We start from the raw sequence: 20,251 nt of genomic DNA, 5'->3' as shown, positions 1-20,251 counted from the left end.
ATGAAACTGTCCATGCCCCGTTTCGACCAAGCCGCCGTTCTGGTGGTCGGTGACGTCATGCTCGATCGTTACTGGCATGGCGGTACGTCGCGTATCTCGCCTGAGGCGCCGGTACCGGTGGTCAAGGTCGAGCAGATTGAAGATCGGCCCGGTGGCGCGGCCAATGTGGCGCTGAACATCGCGGCGCTGGGTGCGCCTGCTGCGCTGGTGGGTGTGACCGGTGAAGACGAGGCCCGTCAGAGCCTGGCCGACAGCCTCGCCGCGGCGGGCGTGAATACACATTTTCAGTGCGTCGAGGACCAGCCGACCATCGTCAAGCTGCGAGTGATGAGCCGCCATCAGCAGCTGCTGCGCATGGATTTCGAAGAGCCGTTCGATACCGACCCTGCTGCGCTGCTGGCCGACGTGGAGGGCTTGCTTGCTGGGGTCAAGGTGCTGGTGCTGTCGGATTACGGCAAGGGCGCGTTGAAGAACCATCAGGCACTGATCCAGGCTGCGCGCCGTCGCGGCATTCCGGTCCTCGCCGACCCCAAGGGCAAGGATTTTGAAATCTACCGCGGCGCGTCGTTGATTACGCCGAACCTGGGCGAGTTCGAGGCGATCGTCGGGCATTGTGCCGATGAGGCCGAACTGGTCGCCAAGGGTGCCGAGCTGATGAGCCGGCTCGAACTGGAAGCGCTGCTGGTCACTCGTGGCGAGCACGGCATGACTCTGCTGCGCCCTGATCACGCCCCGCTGCACCTGCCGGCCCGTGCCCGCGAGGTCTTCGACGTGACCGGCGCCGGGGATACCGTCATTTCGACTCTGGCAGCGGCCATCGCTGCCGGTGAGGAGCTGCCGCAGGCCGTGGCATTGGCCAATCTCGCTGCCGGCATCGTGGTCGGCAAGCTGGGTACTGCCTGTATCAGCGCACCCGAGTTGCGCCGAGCCGTGCAGCGCGAAGAGGGCTCCGAGCGTGGCGTAATGACCGTCGAGCAGTTGTTGACTGCCGTTGAGGATGCACGGGCAGAGGGCGAGAAAATCGTCTTCACCAATGGCTGTTTCGACATCCTGCATGCCGGCCATGTGACCTATCTGGAGCAGGCGCGCGCACAAGGTGATCGTCTGGTCGTGGCAGTCAACGACGACGGCTCGGTCAGCCGCCTGAAGGGGCCGGGGCGGCCGATCAACTCGGTGGATCGCCGCATGGCGGTGCTCGCCGGACTCGAGGCGGTGGACTGGGTGGTGTGTTTCTCGGAGGACACTCCGGAAAACCTGCTGGCTCAGGTTCGTCCCGATGTGCTGGTCAAGGGCGGCGACTATGGCGTTGATCAGGTGGTCGGTGCCGATCTGGTCAAGGTGTATGGTGGCGTGGTGAAGGTGCTGGGGCTGGTGGAAAACAGCTCGACCACCGCCATCGTCGAGAAGATCCGTAGCCGCTGAGTCTGAGTACGGACGCGGCACCGCCAGCGTATCGTCAGCCAAAGGTGGATAGCCGCTTTCCGTGGCTATCCACTTCGCTTTAACGGGCTATCGCCACCGGCCGTGCCGCCCACCAATCGCGCCAGCGAACGCGCTCGTCGCGCACTACCCAGCCTTCCTGCGGCGCAAAGCTTTCCGAGAGCCACAGGCCGCGGGTGTTCACTGGGCTGAACTGGCCATTGCGCAGTTGCAACAGCTGATCCTGTGGCTGGCCCTGATGCAGAGGAATCAGGTAGATATCGGGCCGGCTGCGCTCCAGTCGCGCGACCAGTTGGTCGTCTTCCAGGCGCTCATCGACATGAAAAAGACTGAGCTGTCGCGTCTCCTTCGGTAGCTCCATGCGCATGTCATAGACCAGCTGCAGCGATGCGGTCGGCAGGTGTACATAGGCGCGAGGACGTTCCATCAGCACCATGTTGCCGCACTGCACCGGGCGTGTGGCGCCGGATTGCGAGGCGAGCTTGAAGTGCACCGCCTCGCGGTAGTGCAGGCTGGCCTGGTACGGAGTGGGCAGCCAGGTATCGCCGAAACGCCCGGCAAGCCAGCCTTCAGGGGTTTCCAGTAGGCATTCTTCGGCGATCTCCTGGATGGCGGTAAGCAGCGGCAGGTTCAGCTCATGGGCTGGGATGTAGCCGGAAATTAGCTTGAGGACAACGTCACCACGGTCCGGCCGCTGCTGACGGACCAGCACCCAGTATTCGCGGCCCTGCCAACTCATGGTCAGACGTACCGACACGCCGAGATTGGCCAGTTCGATGGCAAAGCGGCCCGGATCGGAAACATCAACCGGGCGGCGGCGCTCGATCACTTCGCTGAAGTTCAACGGCCTGCCCAGACTCTGGTAGCTCAGGTTGTCCTGACTGGCCTCGACATAGAGGGGCAGGGTCTTGAATGCGGCAGGGCTCTTGCGCACCAGAACTCTTGGCATTCGGTTTCTCCTTGCGGCGAAGACAGTAACCGCGCGGTATCAGCGTAATAAGCTCCCGCGCAGCGGATGAACGTTGGCGCTAGGACCGTTTAGTTGCCGGTCAGAACGGCAGCAGCAGTCCGTACGTTAGCCGTCAAATGCTGCAGATTGATAGTGCCGATGATCGCGCCACTGACCCCAGGGTGGCTGAACAGCAACTCGAAGCTGCGGCGCACCGGGTCTTCACCTGGCTTGAGGCAGGCGTGGCCGCTGGCCAGGGCCTTCTTTATCAGAATGCCCTTACCGTGGGCTGCAGCGTAGTCGAGCACCGGTCGCTCGGCCTGCTCGTTGAGGTTGTAGGTGACCATTGCGCAGTCGCCCTGCTGCAGCGCCAGCAGCCCGCCATCCACAGTCTTGCCGGAAAGGCCGTAGCCGAGAATCTTGCCCTCGCGCTTGAGCTCGGCAAGGGTCTGGTAGACCTCGGCGTGCTGCAGGATGTCCAGATCGTTGCCATCGGAATGCACAAGCACCAGCTCGATGCGGTCGGTACGCAGGCGCTTGAGGCTGCGTTCGACCGAAAAGCGCGTGTGCGCGGCGGAAAAGTCGAAGCGCGACTGGCCGTTCTCGAACTCCTCGCCGACCTTGCTGACGATCACCCACTCATCGCGCTGGCCGGCCAGCAGAGGGCCCAGCCGCTCTTCGCTGACGCCGTAGGCCGGGGCGGTATCGATCAGGTTGATGCCCAGATCGCGGGCCAGAGCCAGCAGCTGGCGAGCCTGAGCATCGTCGGGAATGGCGAAGCCGCTGGGATATTTCACGCCCTGGTCACGTCCGAGCTTCACCGTTCCCAGACCCAGCGGCGAGATATTCAGGCCGGTGCTGCCCAGCGGACGGTGCAACTCATGCAGCGTTGCGTTCATGGCAGCAGTCCTTCCCAGAACGGCCCGGTCAACGGTGGTCGCGGCAGTTCCGGTAGCGCGGGATGCTGGCCGGGACGAATGCCGTCGCGGGCGAGGGCGGCTTCGACGCGGTCGGAAAAGTCCGGCGATAGCGCCAGCTTGGTCGGCCAGCCGACCAGCAGGCGGCCCTGCTCGGCGAGAAAGGCATTGTCCGGACGGGCGAGGGCCGATTGCGCAGGCTCGGCGCGGTCGATGCGCAGCGTCGCCCAGTGCGCTGCGGACAGGTCGATCCAGGGCACCAGCTCGGCCAGCTCCTTCTTCGCCGCGGCGATCTGGCGGGATTCGTCGCGTGCCACGCCGTCGGCTTCGGCGAGATCGCCGCCGAGATACCAGACCCACTCGCCGTCTGCCGCCGGATGGCTGGTCACGGTGATGCGCGGTTTGGTGCCTCCGCCCAGGCAGTGGGCGTAGAGCGGCTTGAGCGTCGGCGCCTTGACGATGACCATGTGCAGCGGGCGGCGCTGCATGGCCGGCTGTTGCAGGCCGAGCGAAGCGAGCAGCTCTGCCGTTCCGCCGCCGGCGCTGAAGACGATGCGCTGAGCGCGGATCTCGCGGCTGTCGACGCGCAGGCCGACCAGCTCGTTGCCATCGAGTAGCGGTTCGACCTGCTGGCCGGCGAGCAGGCTGTTACCGGCCAGCTCGGCCAAACGGGCGATCAGGCTGGGCACATCGAGCACCAGTTCGCTGAGGCGGTAGACCTTTCCTTTGAATTTAGGATGTTGCAGCGCGGGTGGCAGTTCGTCGCCCTTGACCTGACCAACCCGCGAGCGCACCGCCTTGCTGGCGAAGAAGCTGGTGAGGTTGCCGGCCAGGGTGCCGGGCGACCAGAGGTAATGAGCATCGGAGAGCAGGCGCACGCCGCTGAGATCCAGTTCGCCGTTGCCTTCGAGAGCCTCGCGCCAGCGCCGCGGCATGTCGGCGATGGCTTCGGATGCGCCGGTGAGGGCGCCGCTCAAGGCGTACTTGGTGCCGCCATGAATGATGCCCTGGGACTTCACGCTCTGCCCGCCACCCAGCGTTCCCTTGTCCACCAGCAACGTGGCAAAACCTTGTCTGCGCAGGCGCGCGTTGAGCCAGAGGCCGGCGACGCCGCCGCCAACGATCAGGACGTCGGTGCTGAGGGATTCAGGCATGTGCAGACCTCGGATAAGGAAACGGATGCGCAGTATAACTGCATGCAGTTCGCAGGGCGTTCAGTGGCCGGTGCTGCCGAAGAGCAGCTGAATGACCGCCACACCGGCGATGATCTGGGTCATGCCGAGCATCGCCGGCAGGTCCAGGTCCAGGTCCAGGTGCTGGCGATAGATCATCGCCGCAGCGATGCTGACCAGTACGATGCCCGGGCCCGCCCGGATGGCGTAGGCGATCCCCACCGGAATCGTCTTCACCACCAGCGCCAGCATCCAGAACGACAGGCTATAGCAGGGGCAGAGGGCGGCTGAAGCCGGTCTGGGCTTTCATCGAGATGGTGGCGACCACTTCGGCGCAGATGGCGATGGCCAGGTAAACGTAACCGGACATGGGAAATCCTGATCGTGGGCTGGAGAAGGTGAACTTCGTTCGGTCGCGTCCTCGCCAACTAGCTAGTCACTGCGGTGGTTGTGGCTCGCCGGCAGGCGGCTTGCTAAGCTCCGCGCCCATGAATCGCACCCTCTACACCCTTCTGTTCCATCTTGGCCTACCGCTGGTATTTCTGCGTCTGCTCTGGCGCGCCAGGCAAGCGCCGGCCTATTCGCGGCGTATCGGCGAGCGTTTCGCCTTCGGCCTTCCGCCGCTTCGCCCGGGCGGTATCTGGGTACATTCGGTGTCGGTCGGCGAGAGCATCGCCGCGGCGCCGATGATCCGCCAGCTTATGGCGCGCTATCCGCAGCTGCCGATTACCGTCACCTGCATGACACCGACCGGCTCGGAGCGGATTCAGGCGCTGTTCGGTGACAGCGTGCAGCACTGCTATCTGCCCTATGATCTGCCCTGGGCGGCTGCGCGGTTTCTTGACCGCGTGCGGCCGAAGCTGGCGGTGGTGATGGAAACCGAACTCTGGCCCAACCATATCCATCAGTGTGCACGCCGCGGCATTCCGGTAGCGCTGGCCAATGCGCGCTTGTCCGAGCGCTCGGCCCGCGGCTACGCGCGCTTCGCCCGCCTGACCGCGCCGATGCTGGCCGAGCTGAGCCTGATTGCCGTGCAGACAGAGGCTGAAGCCGAGCGTTTCCGCCAGCTCGGTGCGCGCCGCGAGTGCGTCGACGTGACCGGCTCGATCAAGTTCGATCTGACCATCGACCCGGCGCTGCTGGCGCGAGCGACGGAGTTGCGCGGCCAATGGGCGGCACTGGAGCGGCCATTATGGATCGCCGCCAGTACTCACGCTGGTGAGGACGAGATCATTCTCGCTGCTCATCGCCAACTGCTCAGCGAGCATCCGCAGGCGCTGCTGATCCTGGTGCCCAGGCACCCGGAGCGCTTTGCCTCGGTGTACGAGCTGGCGGGTAGGGAGGGGTTTTCCGCCGTGCGCCGCTCGACGGGCGAGGCGGTTGGTGCCGGCACCCAGGTACTGGTCGGCGACACCATGGGCGAGCTGCTGTTTCTTTACGCACTGGCGGATATCGCCTTCGTTGGCGGCAGCCTGGTGCCCAATGGCGGGCACAACCTCCTCGAGCCCGCAGCGCTGGGCAAGCCGATGCTCAGTGGTCCGCACCTGTTCAACTTTCTCGAGATATCGGTGCAGTTGCGCGATGCCGGTGCTCTGCGCGAAGTGCAGGATGCCGCGCAATTGTCTCTGACAGTCAGCGAGCTTTGGCGCGACCCGGATGTGGCAGAGCGTATGCGCAATGCCGGCCTCGGCGTGCTCAGGGCCAATCAAGGGGCGCTGGAGCGATTGCTGGCAGGTTTGGGGCGATTGCTCAGCTAGCGGTCGCGTCAGGCCTGGAAGGTAAAGCCTGCACGACTGCCGCCGCCGTCCGTGGTGCGCGAGCTTGGTGGGCGGAAGCCCACCCTACGGACCGGCCGCGTTGCAGCTTCACCTGCGGGTACTTCGTTTTGCTTGGCGGCGAGATTGGTGGGCTTGAGCCCACCAATCTGCGGGTCAATCAAACACAGCGGCTCTCTGATCAATAGTCAATTCGCACCGGCTGGCCGATGGTCTGCGGCAGGTCCGGCGGCAGGAAGTCGGTGTCCGGGTTGTAATCTGGCTTCAGATACTCTGCCAGCTGCTGCAAGTCGTCCGGGTTGAGTGTGCCGGCGGCCTGTTTCAGACGCAGGTTGTCGAGAATGTAGTCGTAGCGGGCGTTGTTGTAGTCGCGCACAGCGCCATACAGCCGGCGCTGAGTGTCGAGCACGTCGACGATGTTACGCGTGCCGACCTGATAGCCGATTTCAGTGGCCTCGAGCGCGCTCTGGTTGGAGATGATCGACTGCCGGCGGGCTTCGACCTGTTCGATATCCGTATTCACCGCCCGATGCAGGTTGCGTGTGGATTCGACCACTTGGCGGCGCAGGCTCTCACGCTGCTGTTCGCTCTGGCTGAGCTGGTAATAGGCCTCACGACTCTGCGAAGTGGTCAGGCCGCCGCTGTAGATCGGGATGTTCAGCTGCAGGCCAATGCTGCGTTGTTCGACATCGCCGGTATAGCGCGGCATGTCGAAGCCCGGAATACTCTGGGAATTGCTGAAACCCAGCGAGTCGTTGTCGCCCTTGCGATAGGACGCCACCGCATCGAGCGTCGGTGCATGGCCGGAGCGGCGCTGGCGCAGGGTTTCTTCCGCCGCTGTCACCGCGTAATTCACTGCCAGCAGGTTGAGGTTCTGCCGCGTCGCCGTATCGACCCAGGCCTTGGCTTCGTTGGGTACCGGGGCCAGCACCGGCAGGGTGTGGCGGATGCCTTCCAGGGCGATGTACTCGCGGTTGGTCAGGGTGAACAGAGCCTGGAAGGCATCGTCAACCTGGCGCTGGGCGATGGAGCGGTTGGCCCGCGCCGTATCGAACCCGGCCTGGGCCTCGAGCACATCGGTCTTGTCGGAAAGACCGACCTCGAAGCGTTCGTTGGCCTGGTCGAGCTGGCGCTTGAATGCGGCTTCTTCGGCCTTTACCGCGGCCAGGTTGTCCTGCGCGCGCAGCACGGCGAAGTAGGCCTGGGCGCTCTGCAGGATCAGGTCCTGCTCGGCGATGGAGTATTCGATTGCGGCCTGCTCGCTCACGGCTTCCGCGGCCTTGAGCTGGAACCAGCGATCAGCACGGAAGATCGGCTGGCTCAGCGTCGCCTGATAGGCTGTGCCGCTGCGCGACAGCGAGGTTGAGCCCATGCTGGTGTCGACGTCCGTCTCGGTATCGCTCATTTCGGCGCCGGCGCTGAAGTTGGGCAGCAATCCGGCACGCGCCTGGGGCACGATTTCCTGGCGGGCGCGGAATTGCGCGCGGGCCGCAGCCAGGTCGGCGTTGTTGTTGACGGCTTGCTGATAGACGCTGACCAGATCGGTCTTGCTGGCGAGGGGGATGGTCTCCTGCGCCCAGGCTGCTCCGGCGGTGAGGGAGGCCACGGCGAGAGCCAGGGGGAGTCTGCGCAGCATGTTGGGTCCATCCTGAATAGAGCTGATGGGCAAGGCTAAGCGGCAGGTGACGGGGGGTCAAGGTGCGTGTGCAAAGCACCGTGCGATGGGACTGCAGTCGCGCCCGAATGACCGAACGGTCGACTACTTTCGCCCTTGGCATGGCGTTCGTACTGGGTCTTGATTAGACTCGATGGCGTTCTTGTCGGGGTGCCTTGAAGCGAAGGCTGAGATCGGAAAGTTCCGGATCCCGTTGAACCTGATCAGGTTAAGGCCTGCGTAGGGAACAAGATGTGCTCGCCAGTCGTTCGGCCAGCTCTCTCAGCGCCAGTTCCGGCGCACCCGATGCCCTTGCCATCCGTGTTTTCAGGTTCGCTCCGACAATTCTCTAGGAGCCAGCCTGATGCGTGTAGAACAACAGAACCTGAGTGAATCCGCCCAGGTCGACCAGCAGTCGATCCAACCCTTCCCGCGCTCGCAGAAAGTCTATGTGCAGGGTTCGCGCCCGGATATCCGTGTACCAATGCGCGAGATCAGTCTGGATGTGACCCCGACCGACTTCGGCGGCGAGATCAACGCCCCGGTCACCGTGTACGACACCTCCGGCCCCTATACCGACCCGAACGTGCAGATCGACGTACGCAAGGGCCTGGCGGATGTGCGCAGCGCCTGGATCGAGGAGCGCGACGATACCGAGAAGCTACCGGGGCTGACCTCCGAGTTCGGCCAGCGTCGCCTCAACGACGCGGAGCTGACCGCCATGCGCTTTGCTCATGTGCGCCATCCACGGCGGGCCAAGGCCGGGCGCAACGTCAGCCAGATGCACTATGCGCGCAAGGGCATCATCACGCCCGAGATGGAATACGTTGCCATCCGCGAGAACATGAAGCTGACCGAAGCACGCGAGGCTGGACTGCTGAAGGATCAGCACGCCGGGCATAGCTTCGGCGCCTCGATCCCCAAGGAGATCACGCCGGAATTCGTGCGTGACGAAGTGGCCCGCGGTCGCGCCATCATCCCGGCCAACATCAACCACACCGAGCTCGAGCCGATGATCATCGGCCGCAACTTCCTGGTGAAGATCAACGGCAATATCGGCAACTCGGCGCTGGGTTCCTCGATCGAAGAGGAAGTGGCCAAGCTGACCTGGGGCATCCGCTGGGGCTCGGACACGGTGATGGACCTGTCCACCGGCAAGCACATCCACGAAACCCGCGAGTGGATCATCCGCAACTCGCCGGTGCCGATCGGCACCGTGCCGATCTACCAGGCGCTGGAAAAGGTCAACGGCGTTGCCGAAGACCTGACCTGGGAGCTGTTCCGCGACACGCTGATCGAACAGGCCGAGCAGGGGGTGGACTACTTCACCATCCACGCGGGTGTCTTGCTGCGCTACGTGCCGCTGACCGCCAAGCGCGTCACCGGCATCGTCTCGCGCGGCGGCTCGATCATGGCCAAATGGTGCCTGGCGCATCACAAGGAGAATTTCCTCTACACGAACTTCGAGGAAATCTGCGAAATCATGAAGGCCTACGACGTCAGCTTCTCGCTGGGCGACGGCCTGCGTCCGGGCTCAATTGCTGATGCCAACGACGCCGCGCAGTTCGGTGAGCTGGAAACCCTCGGCGAGCTGACCAAGATCGCCTGGAAGCACGACGTGCAGTGCATGATCGAAGGCCCGGGTCACGTGCCGATGCACATGATCAAGGAGAACATGGACAAGCAACTCGAATGCTGCGACGAGGCGCCGTTCTACACCCTCGGCCCGCTGACCACCGACATCGCCCCGGGCTACGACCACATCACCTCCGGCATCGGTGCGGCCATGATCGGCTGGTTTGGCTGCGCCATGCTTTGCTACGTGACGCCGAAGGAGCACCTCGGGTTGCCGAACAAGGATGACGTCAAGACCGGCATCATCACTTACAAGATCGCCGCCCATGCCGCCGACCTCGCCAAGGGTCATCCGGGCGCGCAGATCCGCGACAACGCGCTGTCCAAGGCGCGCTTCGAGTTCCGTTGGGAAGACCAGTTCAACCTCGGCCTCGACCCGGACACCGCGCGTGCCTTCCACGACGAGACGCTGCCGAAGGAATCGGCGAAAGTCGCGCACTTCTGCTCCATGTGCGGACCGAAGTTCTGCTCTATGAAGATCACCCAGGAAGTGCGCGAGTACGCCGCCGAGCATGGCCTGACCGACGAGCAGAAGGCCATCGAGGCCGGCTTCGCCGAGCAGTCCTCGCGCTTCAAGGATGAAGGGTCGGTGATCTATAAGCAGGTGTGACAACTGAAGGCATCGCGGGCCGGCAGTGACACCGGCCCGCGACGGCTCGGCTTAGAGATACTCGGGTTTCACAATGCCCTTGAGCTGTTCGAGCGGAATGAACAGCTCAGGGTGTCCGCTTGAGTAAGGGGCGATGCTGTACACATCGTACTTGAGCAGCACACTGTCCTTGAGCAGCGCGACATGAGCGGTTTGCTGGAACGGCCAGAAGTCGACGAACTCGGCGTCCTGATCGTGCTCGTTCTCTACCAGCCAGCGCTGATGCGCCTGGCGTGCGGCGCGCCAGAAGTTGCCCTCTTGCCCTGGGATCAGCAGATCTTCCAGCCGCAGTTCCTTGTTCCGCTCCCGGTCGTAGTTGATGAATCCACGGCCAGGCATTCCATGGGCTCCACCTACGTAGAGATAGCTGGACAGCTCGATAACCAGAATATCGCCGTGTTGTTCACGTAGTTTGGCCTGCAGGTAGCTGCTCCAGGTCGGCTCAGCCGTGCTCAGGAACTGCTCCTCATAACTCCGTAGCGATTCAGGTAGTCGATCATCCGGACCATTGATGGTCATCCGCCGCAGACGGGCATCGATCAGACGATTCAGTTCCGGTTCGTCGGCAAATTCCAGTGAGTCGATGTTTACCAGCGGGCAGCTTTCCTCTTTGCAACCCGCAGGTCGCTGTTCCGTAACGTTCTGGTGGACCTCGAGTGGGCGCTCGGAGGCGAAGTGCTGGCAGCCGCTCAGCAGCACGGCAAGGCTGCTCAGCATGATGAGATTGCGGATGGATGCGGTTGGATTCATGGTTCGTCCAGACATGACAGTGCGCTTTCGATTACCGACCAGGCGTGAAGTTCGTACAGTTCGGCCAACGGAGCTTTCTTCGACTAAGGTGGTCTGCAAAGGGCTGCGCCAGAGGCGATGCCGCGTTAGGATGGCCACGATGCCGCTCACGACGTGACGGTTGCAGTCATTCGCCGCCGCGTCCGGCGCGGATCAAACCGATATGAGTAGTACCCCATGAGCGAGACCTTCAAGCCCGGCCCGGATGATGTCGAGATCCTCCGACGAGAGCAATGCTTCAGCGGTTTCTACCGGCTGGAACGCCTGCACCTGCGCCATCGCCAGTTCAGCGGCAGCATGGGCAGGGAACTGACTCGCGAGCTGTTTGTACGCCACGATGCCGTTTGCGTGCTGCCTTACGATCCGCAGCGCGATCAGGTGGTGGTGATCGAGCAATTCCGGGTGGGTGCGGTGGGCAAGGTCGAGAATCCCTGGTTGATTGAGCTGGTGGCAGGCCTGATCGACAAAGACGAGTCGCCCGAAGAGGTTGCCCGACGCGAGGCGATCGAAGAAGCCGGCTTGGAGCTGGGCGAGCTTTTGCCGATCACACAGTACTTCCCGTCTCCGGGCGGCAGCGACGAGCGTGTTCACCTGTATGTCGGTCGCTGCAACAGTGAGGGCGCGCAGGGCGTCTTCGGCCTGGCCGAGGAAGGCGAGGACATTCGTGTGCACGTCTGGTCGCTGCAGGAGGCACTCGGCGCAGTGAACGACGGTCGTATCGACAATGCGGCAAGCATCATTGCACTGCAGTGGCTGGCCTTGAATCGCGAGCAGGTGCGGGGGGCATGGACATGAGAAGGACGCGCGAGCGCTACCGAGTCGATCTGCTCGAACTGCAGTCGGCCTGCGAGGCCAATTACCTGCGCCTGATGCGATTGCTGCCGGGCATGCGCAACGGTTGCGCCGCGCGCCGTATCGCCATCAGTCAGGGCGACCAGTTGCTCGGTGTACTGGTACTTGAAGTGCTTGAAGCCTGCCCTTACACCACGACCTTGCAGGTCAGTCAGGAGAATTGCCTGACTTGGCTGCCGGTGCCGAAGATGGAGGTGCGTGTTTACCACGATGCGCGCATGGCCGAGGTGATTCGCGCCGAGAATGCTCGGCGCTTTCGCGGTATCTATCACTACCCCAACGCGCAAATGCACCAGCCGGATGAGAAGAACCAGCTCAATCTTTTCCTTGGCGAGTGGTTGGGTCACTGCCTGGCTTGCGGGCACGAGCTCGAGCCGGTGCTGTAACCGCTCCAACTATTTCTTGCTGACCCACGCTGGCGCTTCGCCATCTTTGGCGTGTGCTGTACGGTTCTGTGATCCAAGCCCACATCCCGTGGTTTACCCTCCTGATGGGCTCCTACCATAATTCCGTTGCGTTTTAGCTCAAGGAGAAGGGTCTTGCCTGGTGCGTCCCTGACTGCTGTTGAAGATTCGGTATTGCTGGTGCAACTAACCGACAGCCATCTGTTTGCCGAGGCGGACGACAACCTGCTGGGCATGAATACCTGCGACAGCCTCAGGCAGGTGGTTGAGCTTGCCATTGACGAGCAGCCGCGCATCGACCTGCTGCTGGCCACTGGCGATCTGTCGCAGGATGGATCGGTGGCGTCCTACCAGCGTTTTCGCCGTACTGTAGAGCCGATCCTGGCTCCAGCCCGCTGGTGCCCAGGCAACCACGATGAGCTATCCGCGATGCGCGAGGCGGCGCATGCAAGCTCGCTGATGGAGCCAGTTCTGGATATTGGCAACTGGCGTGTGGTGATGCTCGATACGCTGGTGGCGGGTTCGGTGTTTGGCATGCTCCGCGGTGATCAGCTGGAGTTGCTCGAGCGCGCCCTGAGCGAGGCGCCGGATCGGCATCATCTGATCTGTCTGCACCACCACCCCGTTTCCATCGGCAGTCGCTGGATGGATGCCATCGGACTGCGAAATTCCGATGAGCTATTCACGGTGCTTGATCGACACAGCAACGTGCGGGCATTGCTCTGGGGGCATATTCACCAGGAGTTCGATCAGTTCCGCAATGGTGTACGCCTGCTTGCATCGCCGTCGACCGGTGTGCAGTTCACTCCGCAGAGCGAAGACTTTCAGGTCGACAGCGCCGCGCCGGGTTATCGCTGGTTGCGTTTACACCGCGATGGGCAGCTGGATACCGGAGTGTCACGGGTCAGCGGCATCGAATTTGAGATCGATTACACCGTAAAGGGTTATTGAACACCCAGTGGTTGGCGACTCGTTATGGCGCCAACTGGCCGTAAACGTGGTCGAGACGGTTTTTCTTTTCATCTTTCACCTGTTGGCTGGGCGTGACCTTCCAGGTCAGGTCGCTTGCAGAGGGCGACGGGTGCCTTGTAGCCTTGCCCTTTTTCAACGAACTGTATTCATGTCCAGTTACCCGCCTGCCATCCTTTATATCCATGGCCTCAACAGCTCACCTGCTTCACAGAAGGCGAGCCAGCTATCCGCTGCGCTGAAAAAGCTAGGCCTGGCTGATCGATTGCGGGTTCCTGCACTGCATCATCATCCACGCCAGGCCCTCATCCAGCTCGAAGCCTGCCTCGCCGAGCTCGGGCGCCCGCTGCTGGTCGGCAGCTCGCTTGGCGGCTACTATGCGACCCACCTCGCCGAGCGCCATGGCCTGAAGGCATTGCTCATCAACCCGGCCGTGACACCGCACCGCCGTTTCGACGGTTACCTCGGGCCGCAGACAAACCTCTATAGCGGGGAAGTCTGGGATCTTACCGAGGATCATGTGGCCGCTTTGGCGGAACTGGAAACCGCGCCGCCGCAGGATGCTGAGCGCTATCAAGTCTGGCTGCAGACAGGTGATGAAACGCTGGATTACCGTGATGCTGCACAGTTCTATCGTGGCTGTGCCTTGCGCATTCAGGCTGGCGGCGACCATGGCTTCCAGGGGTTCGCTGAGCGTCTGCCGGCGCTCTTGGCGTTCGCTGGCTTCGAGCCGAATAAGTGGTTGGAGCAGCTCTGACAGAAACATGTGCAGGCGGAGCAGGTCGATCTTCGCCACGTGCGACGCTTTATCCCGGCCGGTGCGCTGGTTTTTTCGCGGCCCTTAGCGGCTGATTGTTCAGAACATAAGGACAGTGCCAGACAGATGTCTTATACCGCAGAAGCCATCGAGGTTCTTTCCGGCCTCGACCCAGTGCGCAAGCGCCCGGGCATGTACACCGACACCTCGCGGCCCAATCATCTGGCCCAGGAAGTCATCGACAACAGCGTCGATGAAGCCCTTGCCGGTCATGCCCGCGCGGTTCAGGTGATCCTGCATCAAGACAGCTCGCTGGAAGTGATCGACGATGGCCGCGGCATGCCGGTTGATATCCACCCTGAAGAGGGTGTGCCCGGTGTCGAGCTGATCCTCACCAAGCTGCACGCAGGTGGCAAGTTCTCCAACAAAAACTACCAGTTCTCAGGTGGTTTGCACGGCGTTGGTATCTCTGTGGTCAACGCGCTGTCCACGCGCGTCGAAGTGACCGTCAAGCGTGACGGCAGCGAGTACCGCATGAGCTTTGCCGACGGCTTCAAAGCCACCGACCTGGAAGTCATCGGTAGCGTCGGCAAGCGTAATACCGGCACCAGCGTGCGCTTCTGGGCTGATCCCAAGTACTTCGATTCACCCAAGTTTTCCATCACTCGCCTCAAGCATGTGCTCAAGGCAAAGGCGGTCCTGTGTCCAGGGCTGAACGTCAGCTTCGAGGACAAGAGCACCGGCGAGAAAGTCGAGTGGCATTACGAGGATGGTCTGCGCTCCTATCTCGTCGACTCGGTCAGCGACTACCTGCGCCTGCCCGATGAGCCCTTTGTCGGCAAGCTGGCCGGAAATACCGAGGCGGTAGACTGGGCCTTGCTCTGGCTGCCGGAGGGCGGCGAAAGCGTTCAGGAGAGCTACGTCAACCTGATTCCCACGGCCCAGGGCGGCACCCACGTCAACGGTCTGCGCCAGGGTCTGTTGGATGCGATGCGTGAGTTCTGCGAGTTCCGCAATCTGCTGCCGCGCGGACTCAAACTGGCGCCTGAGGACATCTGGGAGCGCATCTCTTTCGTCCTATCGATGAAGATGCAGGAGCCTCAGTTCTCCGGTCAGACCAAGGAGCGCCTGTCGTCTCGCGAAGCTGCCGCTTTCGTTTCCGGCGTGGTCAAGGATGCCTTCAGCCTGTGGCTCAACGGGCATCCCGAGTTGGGTATGCAGCTAGCCGAGCTGGCGATCAACAATGCCGGGCGTCGTCTCAAGGCCGGCAAGAAGGTAGAGCGCAAGAAGATCACCCAAGGCCCCGCGCTGCCGGGCAAACTGGCCGACTGCGCCGGGCAGGATCCGATGCGCTCCGAGCTGTTCCTGGTCGAGGGTGATTCGGCCGGTGGCTCTGCCAAGCAGGCGCGGGACAAGGAGTTCCAGGCGATCATGCCGTTGCGCGGCAAGATCCTGAACACCTGGGAAGTCGACGGCGGCGAAGTACTCGCCAGTCAGGAGGTCCACGACATCGCCGTCGCCATCGGCGTCGATCCGGGTGCGGCCGATCTGGGGCAACTGCGTTACGGCAAGATCTGCATCCTCGCTGACGCCGACTCCGACGGCCTGCACATCGCGACCTTGCTCTGCGCTCTGTTCGTTCAGCATTTCCGCCCATTGGTCGATGCCGGGCACGTCTATGTCGCCATGCCGCCGCTGTATCGGATTGACCTGGGCAAGGACATTTTCTATGCGCTGGATGAGGCGGAGCGCGATGGCATCCTCGAGCGTCTGGTCGCCGAGAAGCGTCGTGGCAAGCCGCAAGTCACGCGCTTCAAGGGGCTTGGCGAAATGAACCCGCCGCAACTGCGTGAAACGACCATGGACCCCAACACCCGTCGGCTGGTGCAGTTGACCCTGGACGACTTCGAGGGAACCCGCGAAATCATGGACATGCTGCTTGCCAAGAAGCGCGCCGGCGACCGCAAGAGTTGGCTCGAATCCAAGGGCAATCTGGCGGAGGTGCTGGTTTGAGCCGCCGTTGGCTGGCACTGCTGTGCCTGGCTTCTGCGCCGCTTTGGGCCAACGAGCCGGCGCCCGAACTCAAATTGCTCGGCGAGTATCCGGTTGAGGGCATGACCGGCGGCAACCTGTCAGGGATGGCCTGGTGTGGCGACGCACTATGGGCTGTATCGGACCGTGAGGACGATGTTCTCTATCGTCTGGACACCAGTGTCTCGCCTTGGCAGGCAGAGCCTGAGCGCTTCGAGGCCGGCCCGCCGCCTCACAGCGGTTTGCCCTGGGGTATGCGCATGCGCGCCTGGCTCAGTGGACACGTGCGCGGTGGTCATCTGGATTTCGAGGGTTTGAGCTGCGATAGCTCGGGTAATCGCTATGTGGTCAGCGAAGCCCATGCGGCTGTACTGCGAGTCAGCCCGGCAGGTACTGCGGAATGGCTTCGCCTGCCCGACTCACTGGTTCGTCAGGCACGGGCCAGCGGTATGCTCTGGCACTTCAACGCCCTGTTCGAAGGCATCGCGGTAGACCCTAAGGCCGAGCGTATGTGGTTGGCGGCAGAGCGCGAGCGCCGTGGTTTGCTGGTATTGCATCGAAAGCAGAGCAGCTGGCAATGCACCGGTGGCTGCGTATTGATGGCTCAGGGCGGCCACCAGCAGCCGCCGGAAGCGTTAGGTGAGATGCCCGTCCCGCGCAGCTTTTCGGCCATCGCGTTCTTTGGCGACAAGTTGTTCGTGCTGGAGCCATCGGCCTACCGGATTTGCCGCCGCAGCCCGGCCACCGGAGCGGTCGAGCGTTGCTGGTCATTTGCCGCCGAAGCCTTGACCGAGGAGCGTCGCTACGGGGAACCCTATGGCAATGCCGAGGCGTTGTGGGTTGACGCCGAAGGCGCCTGGATTGGCGTCGATAACAATGGCAAGGCCCGTGGCGATGGAGAAAAGCGTCCGATCGTCTGGCGCTTCGCAGCGCCGAATGGCGGTTGGAGCGCGCGGCCGTGAGCCAGACCGCCGGGCGTCGCGCCGGGCGCGTGATGTTGGTGCTGGCCTGGGGTGCAGGTTTGTTCTTGGCCACCCGGTTCTTCGCGGCGTGGGAGGAAGGCCGAACCAATCCCAATCGCGAGCCGCTATCCTTGGTGCAGGGCGAGCAAATCGAGGTGCAGTTGACCGGTAATGCCCAAGGGCACTTCGTCGCCAGCGGGCGTATCAATGGCGAGTCTGTGACCTTTCTGCTCGATACCGGCGCCACGGATGTCGCCATCCCCGCCGAATTGGCCGAGCGCCTGGGTTTGCAGCGCGGTGCGGCGGTGATGCTGCACACTGCCAATGGCCAGACCACCGGCTATCGCACTGTGCTGTCGAGCCTCGATCTGGGTGACATTCGCCTGCGCGACGTGCGCGCTATCGTCGCTCCCGGCTTTCGCGGCGAGCAGGTACTGCTCGGCATGAGCGCCTTGAAACAACTTGAATTCACCCAGCGCGCCGGCACCTTGGTGCTGCGCCAGCAGTTACCGGAGAGGCGAGCTCAATGAGCGCGCTAATACAGGCCGCAGTGCCGGTGCTGGCTTCGCTGAACCTCGATGAAAGCTGCGACTTTTACACGGCGCGTCTCGGCTTTCATGTGTGTCTGCAAGCCTCTGACTATCTGATCATGATGCGCGATGGTGTCGAGCTGCACTTCTGGCTTTGCCCAGAGCGACACATTGCGCAGAACACCTCCTGTTATCTCCGTACCGGTGACTGTCAGGCGCTGTATCAAGAGTTCAGCCAACGTGGCTTGGCCCTCGATGCACCTGTTTTGCGGTCCTGGGGCATGAAAGAACTTTACGTCATCGACGCCCATGGCAATTTGCTCAAGTTCGGCGAGCAGCCTGTCGTGAGTCATCCAACCATTGCTGAAGAAAACTGCTGATGAGCGAAACCATCGACCTGAGCCTGGACGGCGTGGAGCGTCGCTCCCTCGCCGATTTCACCGAGCAGGCTTACCTCAACTATTCCATGTACGTGATCATGGATCGTGCGCTGCCGCATATCGGCGACGGCCTCAAACCGGTGCAGCGGCGGATCATCTACGCCATGAGCGAGCTCGGCTTGAACGCCGACGCCAAGCACAAGAAGTCCGCCCGGACTGTCGGTGACGTGCTCGGTAAGTTCCATCCCCATGGTGACAGTGCCTGTTACGAGGCCATGGTGTTGATGGCGCAGCCATTCAGCTATCGCTATACGCTGGTCGACGGCCAAGGCAACTGGGGCGCCCCGGACGATCCGAAGTCCTTTGCCGCGATGCGCTACACCGAGGCGCGTCTGTCGCGCTATTCCGAGGTGCTGCTCAGCGAGTTGGGACAGGGCACGGTGAATTGGGTGCCGAATTTCGATGGCACGCTCGACGAACCGGCGACGCTGCCGGCGCGCCTGCCCAACCTTTTGCTCAACGGCACCACCGGTATCGCCGTGGGCATGGCCACTGACGTGCCGCCGCACAACCTGCGCGAAGTGGCGGCCGCCTGCGTACGCTTGCTTGACGAGCCGGGCGCCAGTGTCGAGCAGCTCTGCGAGCATGTGCTTGGGCCGGATTTCCCGACCGAGGCGGAGATCATCACGCCGCGTGCGGATCTGCTGAAGATCTATGAGACAGGTCGAGGTTCCGTGCGCATGCGGGCCGTTTACCGTGTCGAGGACGGCGACGTCGTGGTCACCGCGCTCCCGCATCAGGTTTCCGGATCCAAGGTGCTGGAGCAGATCGCCGGACAGATGCAGGCCAAGAAATTGCCGATGGTCGCTGACCTGCGCGATGAGTCCGATCACGAGAACCCATGCCGCATCGTCATTATCCCGCGCTCCAATCGGGTCGACGTGGAAGCGCTGATGCAGCACCTGTTCGCCACTACCGATCTGGAGTCCAGCTACCGCGTCAACGCCAACGTCATAGGTCTCGACGGCCGCCCGCAGGTGAAAAATCTGCGCACGCTGCTTGGCGAATGGCTGACCTATCGCATCGGTACTGTACGCCGTCGCCTGCAGTTCCGTCTGGACAAGGTCGAGCGACGCCTGCACCTGTTGGAAGGTTTGCTGGTGGCCTTCCTCAATCTGGATGAGGTGATCCATATCATCCGTACCGAGGATCAGCCCAAGCCGGTGTTGATGGCCCGCTTCGAGCTCTCCGAACTGCAGGCCGACTACATCCTCGACACCCGCCTGCGGCAGTTGGCGCGGCTGGAAGAGATGAAGATCCGCGGCGAGCAGGACGAGCTGGCCAAGGAGCGCGAAAAGCTGTTGGCGCTGCTGGGTAGCGAAACCAAGCTGAAGAAGCTGGTGCGCAAGGAGCTGATCGAGGACGCCGAAACCTACGGCGACGACCGTCGCTCGCCGATCGTCGAGCGTGCCGAGGCGCGGGCGTTGTCGGAAAATGAGCTGCTGCCTTCCGAGCCGGTTACCGTGGTGATCTCCGAAAAAGGTTGGGCGCGCTGTGCCAAGGGCCACGATGTCGATGCCAATGGGCTTTCCTACAAGGCCGGCGACGGCTTCAGGGCAGCCGCCGTCGGGCGCTCGAATCAGTACGCAGTGTTCATAGACTCCACCGGCCGCAGCTATTCGCTCGCGGCGCACTCGCTGCCCTCGGCACGTGGACAGGGCGAGCCGCTCACCGGACGCCTGACGCCGCCGCCGGGTGCCAGCTTCGAATGCGTAATGCTGCCCGACGACGACGCGCTTTATGTGATCGCCTCGGATGCCGGATACGGTTTCGTCGTCAAGGGTGAGGATTTGCAGGCCAAGAACAAGGCGGGCAAGGCTCTGCTCTCGCTGCCCAAGGGTTCCAAGGTCGTTGCACCACGGCCGCTGGCCAGCCGTGATGACGACTGGTTGGCCGCTGTGACTACCGAGGGCCGCCTGCTGGTGTTCCCGGTGCGCGATCTTCCGCAGCTGGGCAAAGGCAAGGGCAACAAGATCATTGGCATCCCTGGCGAGCGGGTTGCCAGTCGCGATGAGTACCTGATCGACCTCGCCGTGCTGCCTGCTGGCGCCACCTTGGTGCTGCAGGCCGGCAAGCGCACGCTGTCGCTCAAGGCCGAAGATCTGGAGCATTACAAAGGCGAGCGTGGTAGGCGCGGCAACAAGCTGCCGAGAGGCTTCCAGCGCGTCGAGGGTCTGCTGGTCGAAGTGTGACAATGTGCATTGGCGCTGGAATCGACGGCCGGTTTCACGGAAGATAGCGGCCTTTCCAGCCTGCGGCGTTTTGCCCGCTGCTTCATTTGCGTCGGCTAATCCGATTGTCCGGCGCGCCATGCATGAGGCATCGG

17 protein-coding genes, 1 pseudogene and 1 riboswitch are annotated in these 20,251 nt (G+C 62.8%); of the genes and pseudogenes, 12 read left to right on the top strand and 6 right to left on the bottom strand.

All coding sequences use genetic code 11. The features are described from left to right. A complete protein-coding gene (hldE, locus tag AAEZ08_RS03845) occupies positions 1–1,422 on the top strand; it encodes a bifunctional D-glycero-beta-D-manno-heptose-7-phosphate kinase/D-glycero-beta-D-manno-heptose 1-phosphate adenylyltransferase HldE (RefSeq protein ID WP_500123742.1) in 1,422 nt (473 codons plus the stop codon). 79 nt (positions 1,423–1,501) lie between these two features. On the opposite strand, the gene AAEZ08_RS03840 is transcribed toward hldE, so the two are convergent. The 4 genes and pseudogenes from AAEZ08_RS03840 to AAEZ08_RS03825 form a co-directional block, all read right to left on the bottom strand. Continuing rightward, positions 1,502–2,389, bottom strand: a complete 888-nt coding sequence (locus AAEZ08_RS03840) for a metal ABC transporter ATPase (RefSeq protein WP_483031525.1) — start codon at positions 2,387–2,389, stop codon at positions 1,502–1,504. An 89-nt stretch (positions 2,390–2,478) separates the two neighbouring features. After that, the gene (locus AAEZ08_RS03835; RefSeq protein WP_181065888.1) at positions 2,479–3,288 is read right to left on the bottom strand and encodes an aldo/keto reductase; all 810 of its coding nucleotides are present in this window, start codon (positions 3,286–3,288) and stop codon (positions 2,479–2,481) included. After that, entirely contained in the window at positions 3,285–4,460 is a 1,176-nt protein-coding gene (locus tag AAEZ08_RS03830) for an NAD(P)/FAD-dependent oxidoreductase (RefSeq protein ID WP_102820751.1), read from the bottom strand. The genes AAEZ08_RS03835 and AAEZ08_RS03830 overlap by 4 nt, the downstream gene beginning before the upstream one ends. Positions 4,461–4,520: 60 nt before the next feature. After that, a pseudogene (locus AAEZ08_RS03825) lies at positions 4,521–4,848 on the bottom strand (SMR family transporter). Between the two features lie 118 nt (positions 4,849–4,966). Between AAEZ08_RS03825 and waaA the strand changes: the two are divergent. Then, positions 4,967–6,235, top strand: coding sequence for a lipid IV(A) 3-deoxy-D-manno-octulosonic acid transferase (gene waaA, locus AAEZ08_RS03820; RefSeq protein ID WP_500123741.1), 1,269 nt, complete (start codon positions 4,967–4,969; stop codon positions 6,233–6,235). Between the two features lie 199 nt (positions 6,236–6,434). Here the strand turns inward: waaA and AAEZ08_RS03815 are convergent, their stop codons facing one another. Then, positions 6,435–7,889, bottom strand: coding sequence for a TolC family outer membrane protein (locus AAEZ08_RS03815; RefSeq protein ID WP_500123740.1), 1,455 nt, complete (start codon positions 7,887–7,889; stop codon positions 6,435–6,437). Positions 7,890–8,064: 175 nt separating this feature from the next. Further along, a riboswitch (TPP riboswitch) is annotated at positions 8,065–8,171 on the top strand. 100 nt (positions 8,172–8,271) lie between these two features. Here AAEZ08_RS03815 and thiC point away from each other — a divergent pair. Next, the gene (gene thiC / locus AAEZ08_RS03810) at positions 8,272–10,152 is read left to right on the top strand and encodes a phosphomethylpyrimidine synthase ThiC (RefSeq protein WP_258188889.1); all 1,881 of its coding nucleotides are present in this window, start codon (positions 8,272–8,274) and stop codon (positions 10,150–10,152) included. 51 nt (positions 10,153–10,203) lie between these two features. On the opposite strand, the gene AAEZ08_RS03805 is transcribed toward thiC, so the two are convergent. Further along, positions 10,204–10,941 (bottom strand): RsiV family protein, encoded by a 738-nt coding sequence (locus AAEZ08_RS03805; RefSeq protein WP_500123739.1) that lies wholly within the window; start codon positions 10,939–10,941, stop codon positions 10,204–10,206. Between the two features lie 216 nt (positions 10,942–11,157). Here AAEZ08_RS03805 and AAEZ08_RS03800 point away from each other — a divergent pair, with 216 nt between their 5' ends. The 9 genes from AAEZ08_RS03800 (at position 11,158) to parC (ending at position 20,117) form a co-directional block, all read left to right on the top strand. Further along, positions 11,158–11,775, top strand: coding sequence for an NUDIX domain-containing protein (locus AAEZ08_RS03800; protein ID WP_003285203.1), 618 nt, complete (start codon positions 11,158–11,160; stop codon positions 11,773–11,775). After that, on the top strand, positions 11,772–12,218 hold the full coding sequence (locus AAEZ08_RS03795) for a DUF1249 domain-containing protein (RefSeq protein WP_036992109.1): 447 nt from the start codon (positions 11,772–11,774) through the stop codon (positions 12,216–12,218). The genes AAEZ08_RS03800 and AAEZ08_RS03795 overlap by 4 nt, the downstream gene beginning before the upstream one ends. 153 nt (positions 12,219–12,371) lie before the next feature. Continuing rightward, entirely contained in the window at positions 12,372–13,187 is an 816-nt protein-coding gene (cpdA, locus tag AAEZ08_RS03790) for a 3',5'-cyclic-AMP phosphodiesterase (protein WP_500123738.1), read from the top strand. A 169-nt stretch (positions 13,188–13,356) separates the two neighbouring features. Beyond that, entirely contained in the window at positions 13,357–13,962 is a 606-nt protein-coding gene (locus tag AAEZ08_RS03785) for a YqiA/YcfP family alpha/beta fold hydrolase (RefSeq protein WP_500123737.1), read from the top strand. A gap of 126 nt (positions 13,963–14,088) precedes the next feature. Continuing rightward, positions 14,089–15,975 (top strand): DNA topoisomerase IV subunit B, encoded by a 1,887-nt coding sequence (gene parE, locus AAEZ08_RS03780; RefSeq protein ID WP_058065002.1) that lies wholly within the window; start codon positions 14,089–14,091, stop codon positions 15,973–15,975. Next, positions 15,972–16,955, top strand: a complete 984-nt coding sequence (locus AAEZ08_RS03775; RefSeq protein WP_003285195.1) for an esterase-like activity of phytase family protein — start codon at positions 15,972–15,974, stop codon at positions 16,953–16,955. The genes parE and AAEZ08_RS03775 overlap by 4 nt, the downstream gene beginning before the upstream one ends. Further along, positions 16,952–17,485 carry a retropepsin-like aspartic protease family protein gene (locus AAEZ08_RS03770; protein WP_500123736.1) on the top strand — a complete coding sequence of 178 codons (534 nt, stop codon included), beginning with the start codon at positions 16,952–16,954 and terminating at the stop codon, positions 17,483–17,485. The genes AAEZ08_RS03775 and AAEZ08_RS03770 overlap by 4 nt, the downstream gene beginning before the upstream one ends. After that, positions 17,482–17,865 (top strand): bleomycin resistance protein, encoded by a 384-nt coding sequence (locus AAEZ08_RS03765; RefSeq protein WP_500123735.1) that lies wholly within the window; start codon positions 17,482–17,484, stop codon positions 17,863–17,865. Before AAEZ08_RS03770 ends, AAEZ08_RS03765 begins: the two co-directional genes overlap by 4 nt. Then, positions 17,865–20,117, top strand: a complete 2,253-nt coding sequence (gene parC / locus AAEZ08_RS03760; protein WP_500123734.1) for a DNA topoisomerase IV subunit A — start codon at positions 17,865–17,867, stop codon at positions 20,115–20,117. Before AAEZ08_RS03765 ends, parC begins: the two co-directional genes overlap by 1 nt. Positions 20,118–20,251: the final 134 nt, after the last annotated feature.

This window comes from Pseudomonas sp. E45-MNA-CIBAN-0222, assembly GCF_040310405.1.
Taxonomy (GTDB): domain Bacteria; phylum Pseudomonadota; class Gammaproteobacteria; order Pseudomonadales; family Pseudomonadaceae; genus Stutzerimonas; species Stutzerimonas stutzeri_AC.
This window is presented reverse-complemented; position numbering and strand designations above follow the sequence as displayed.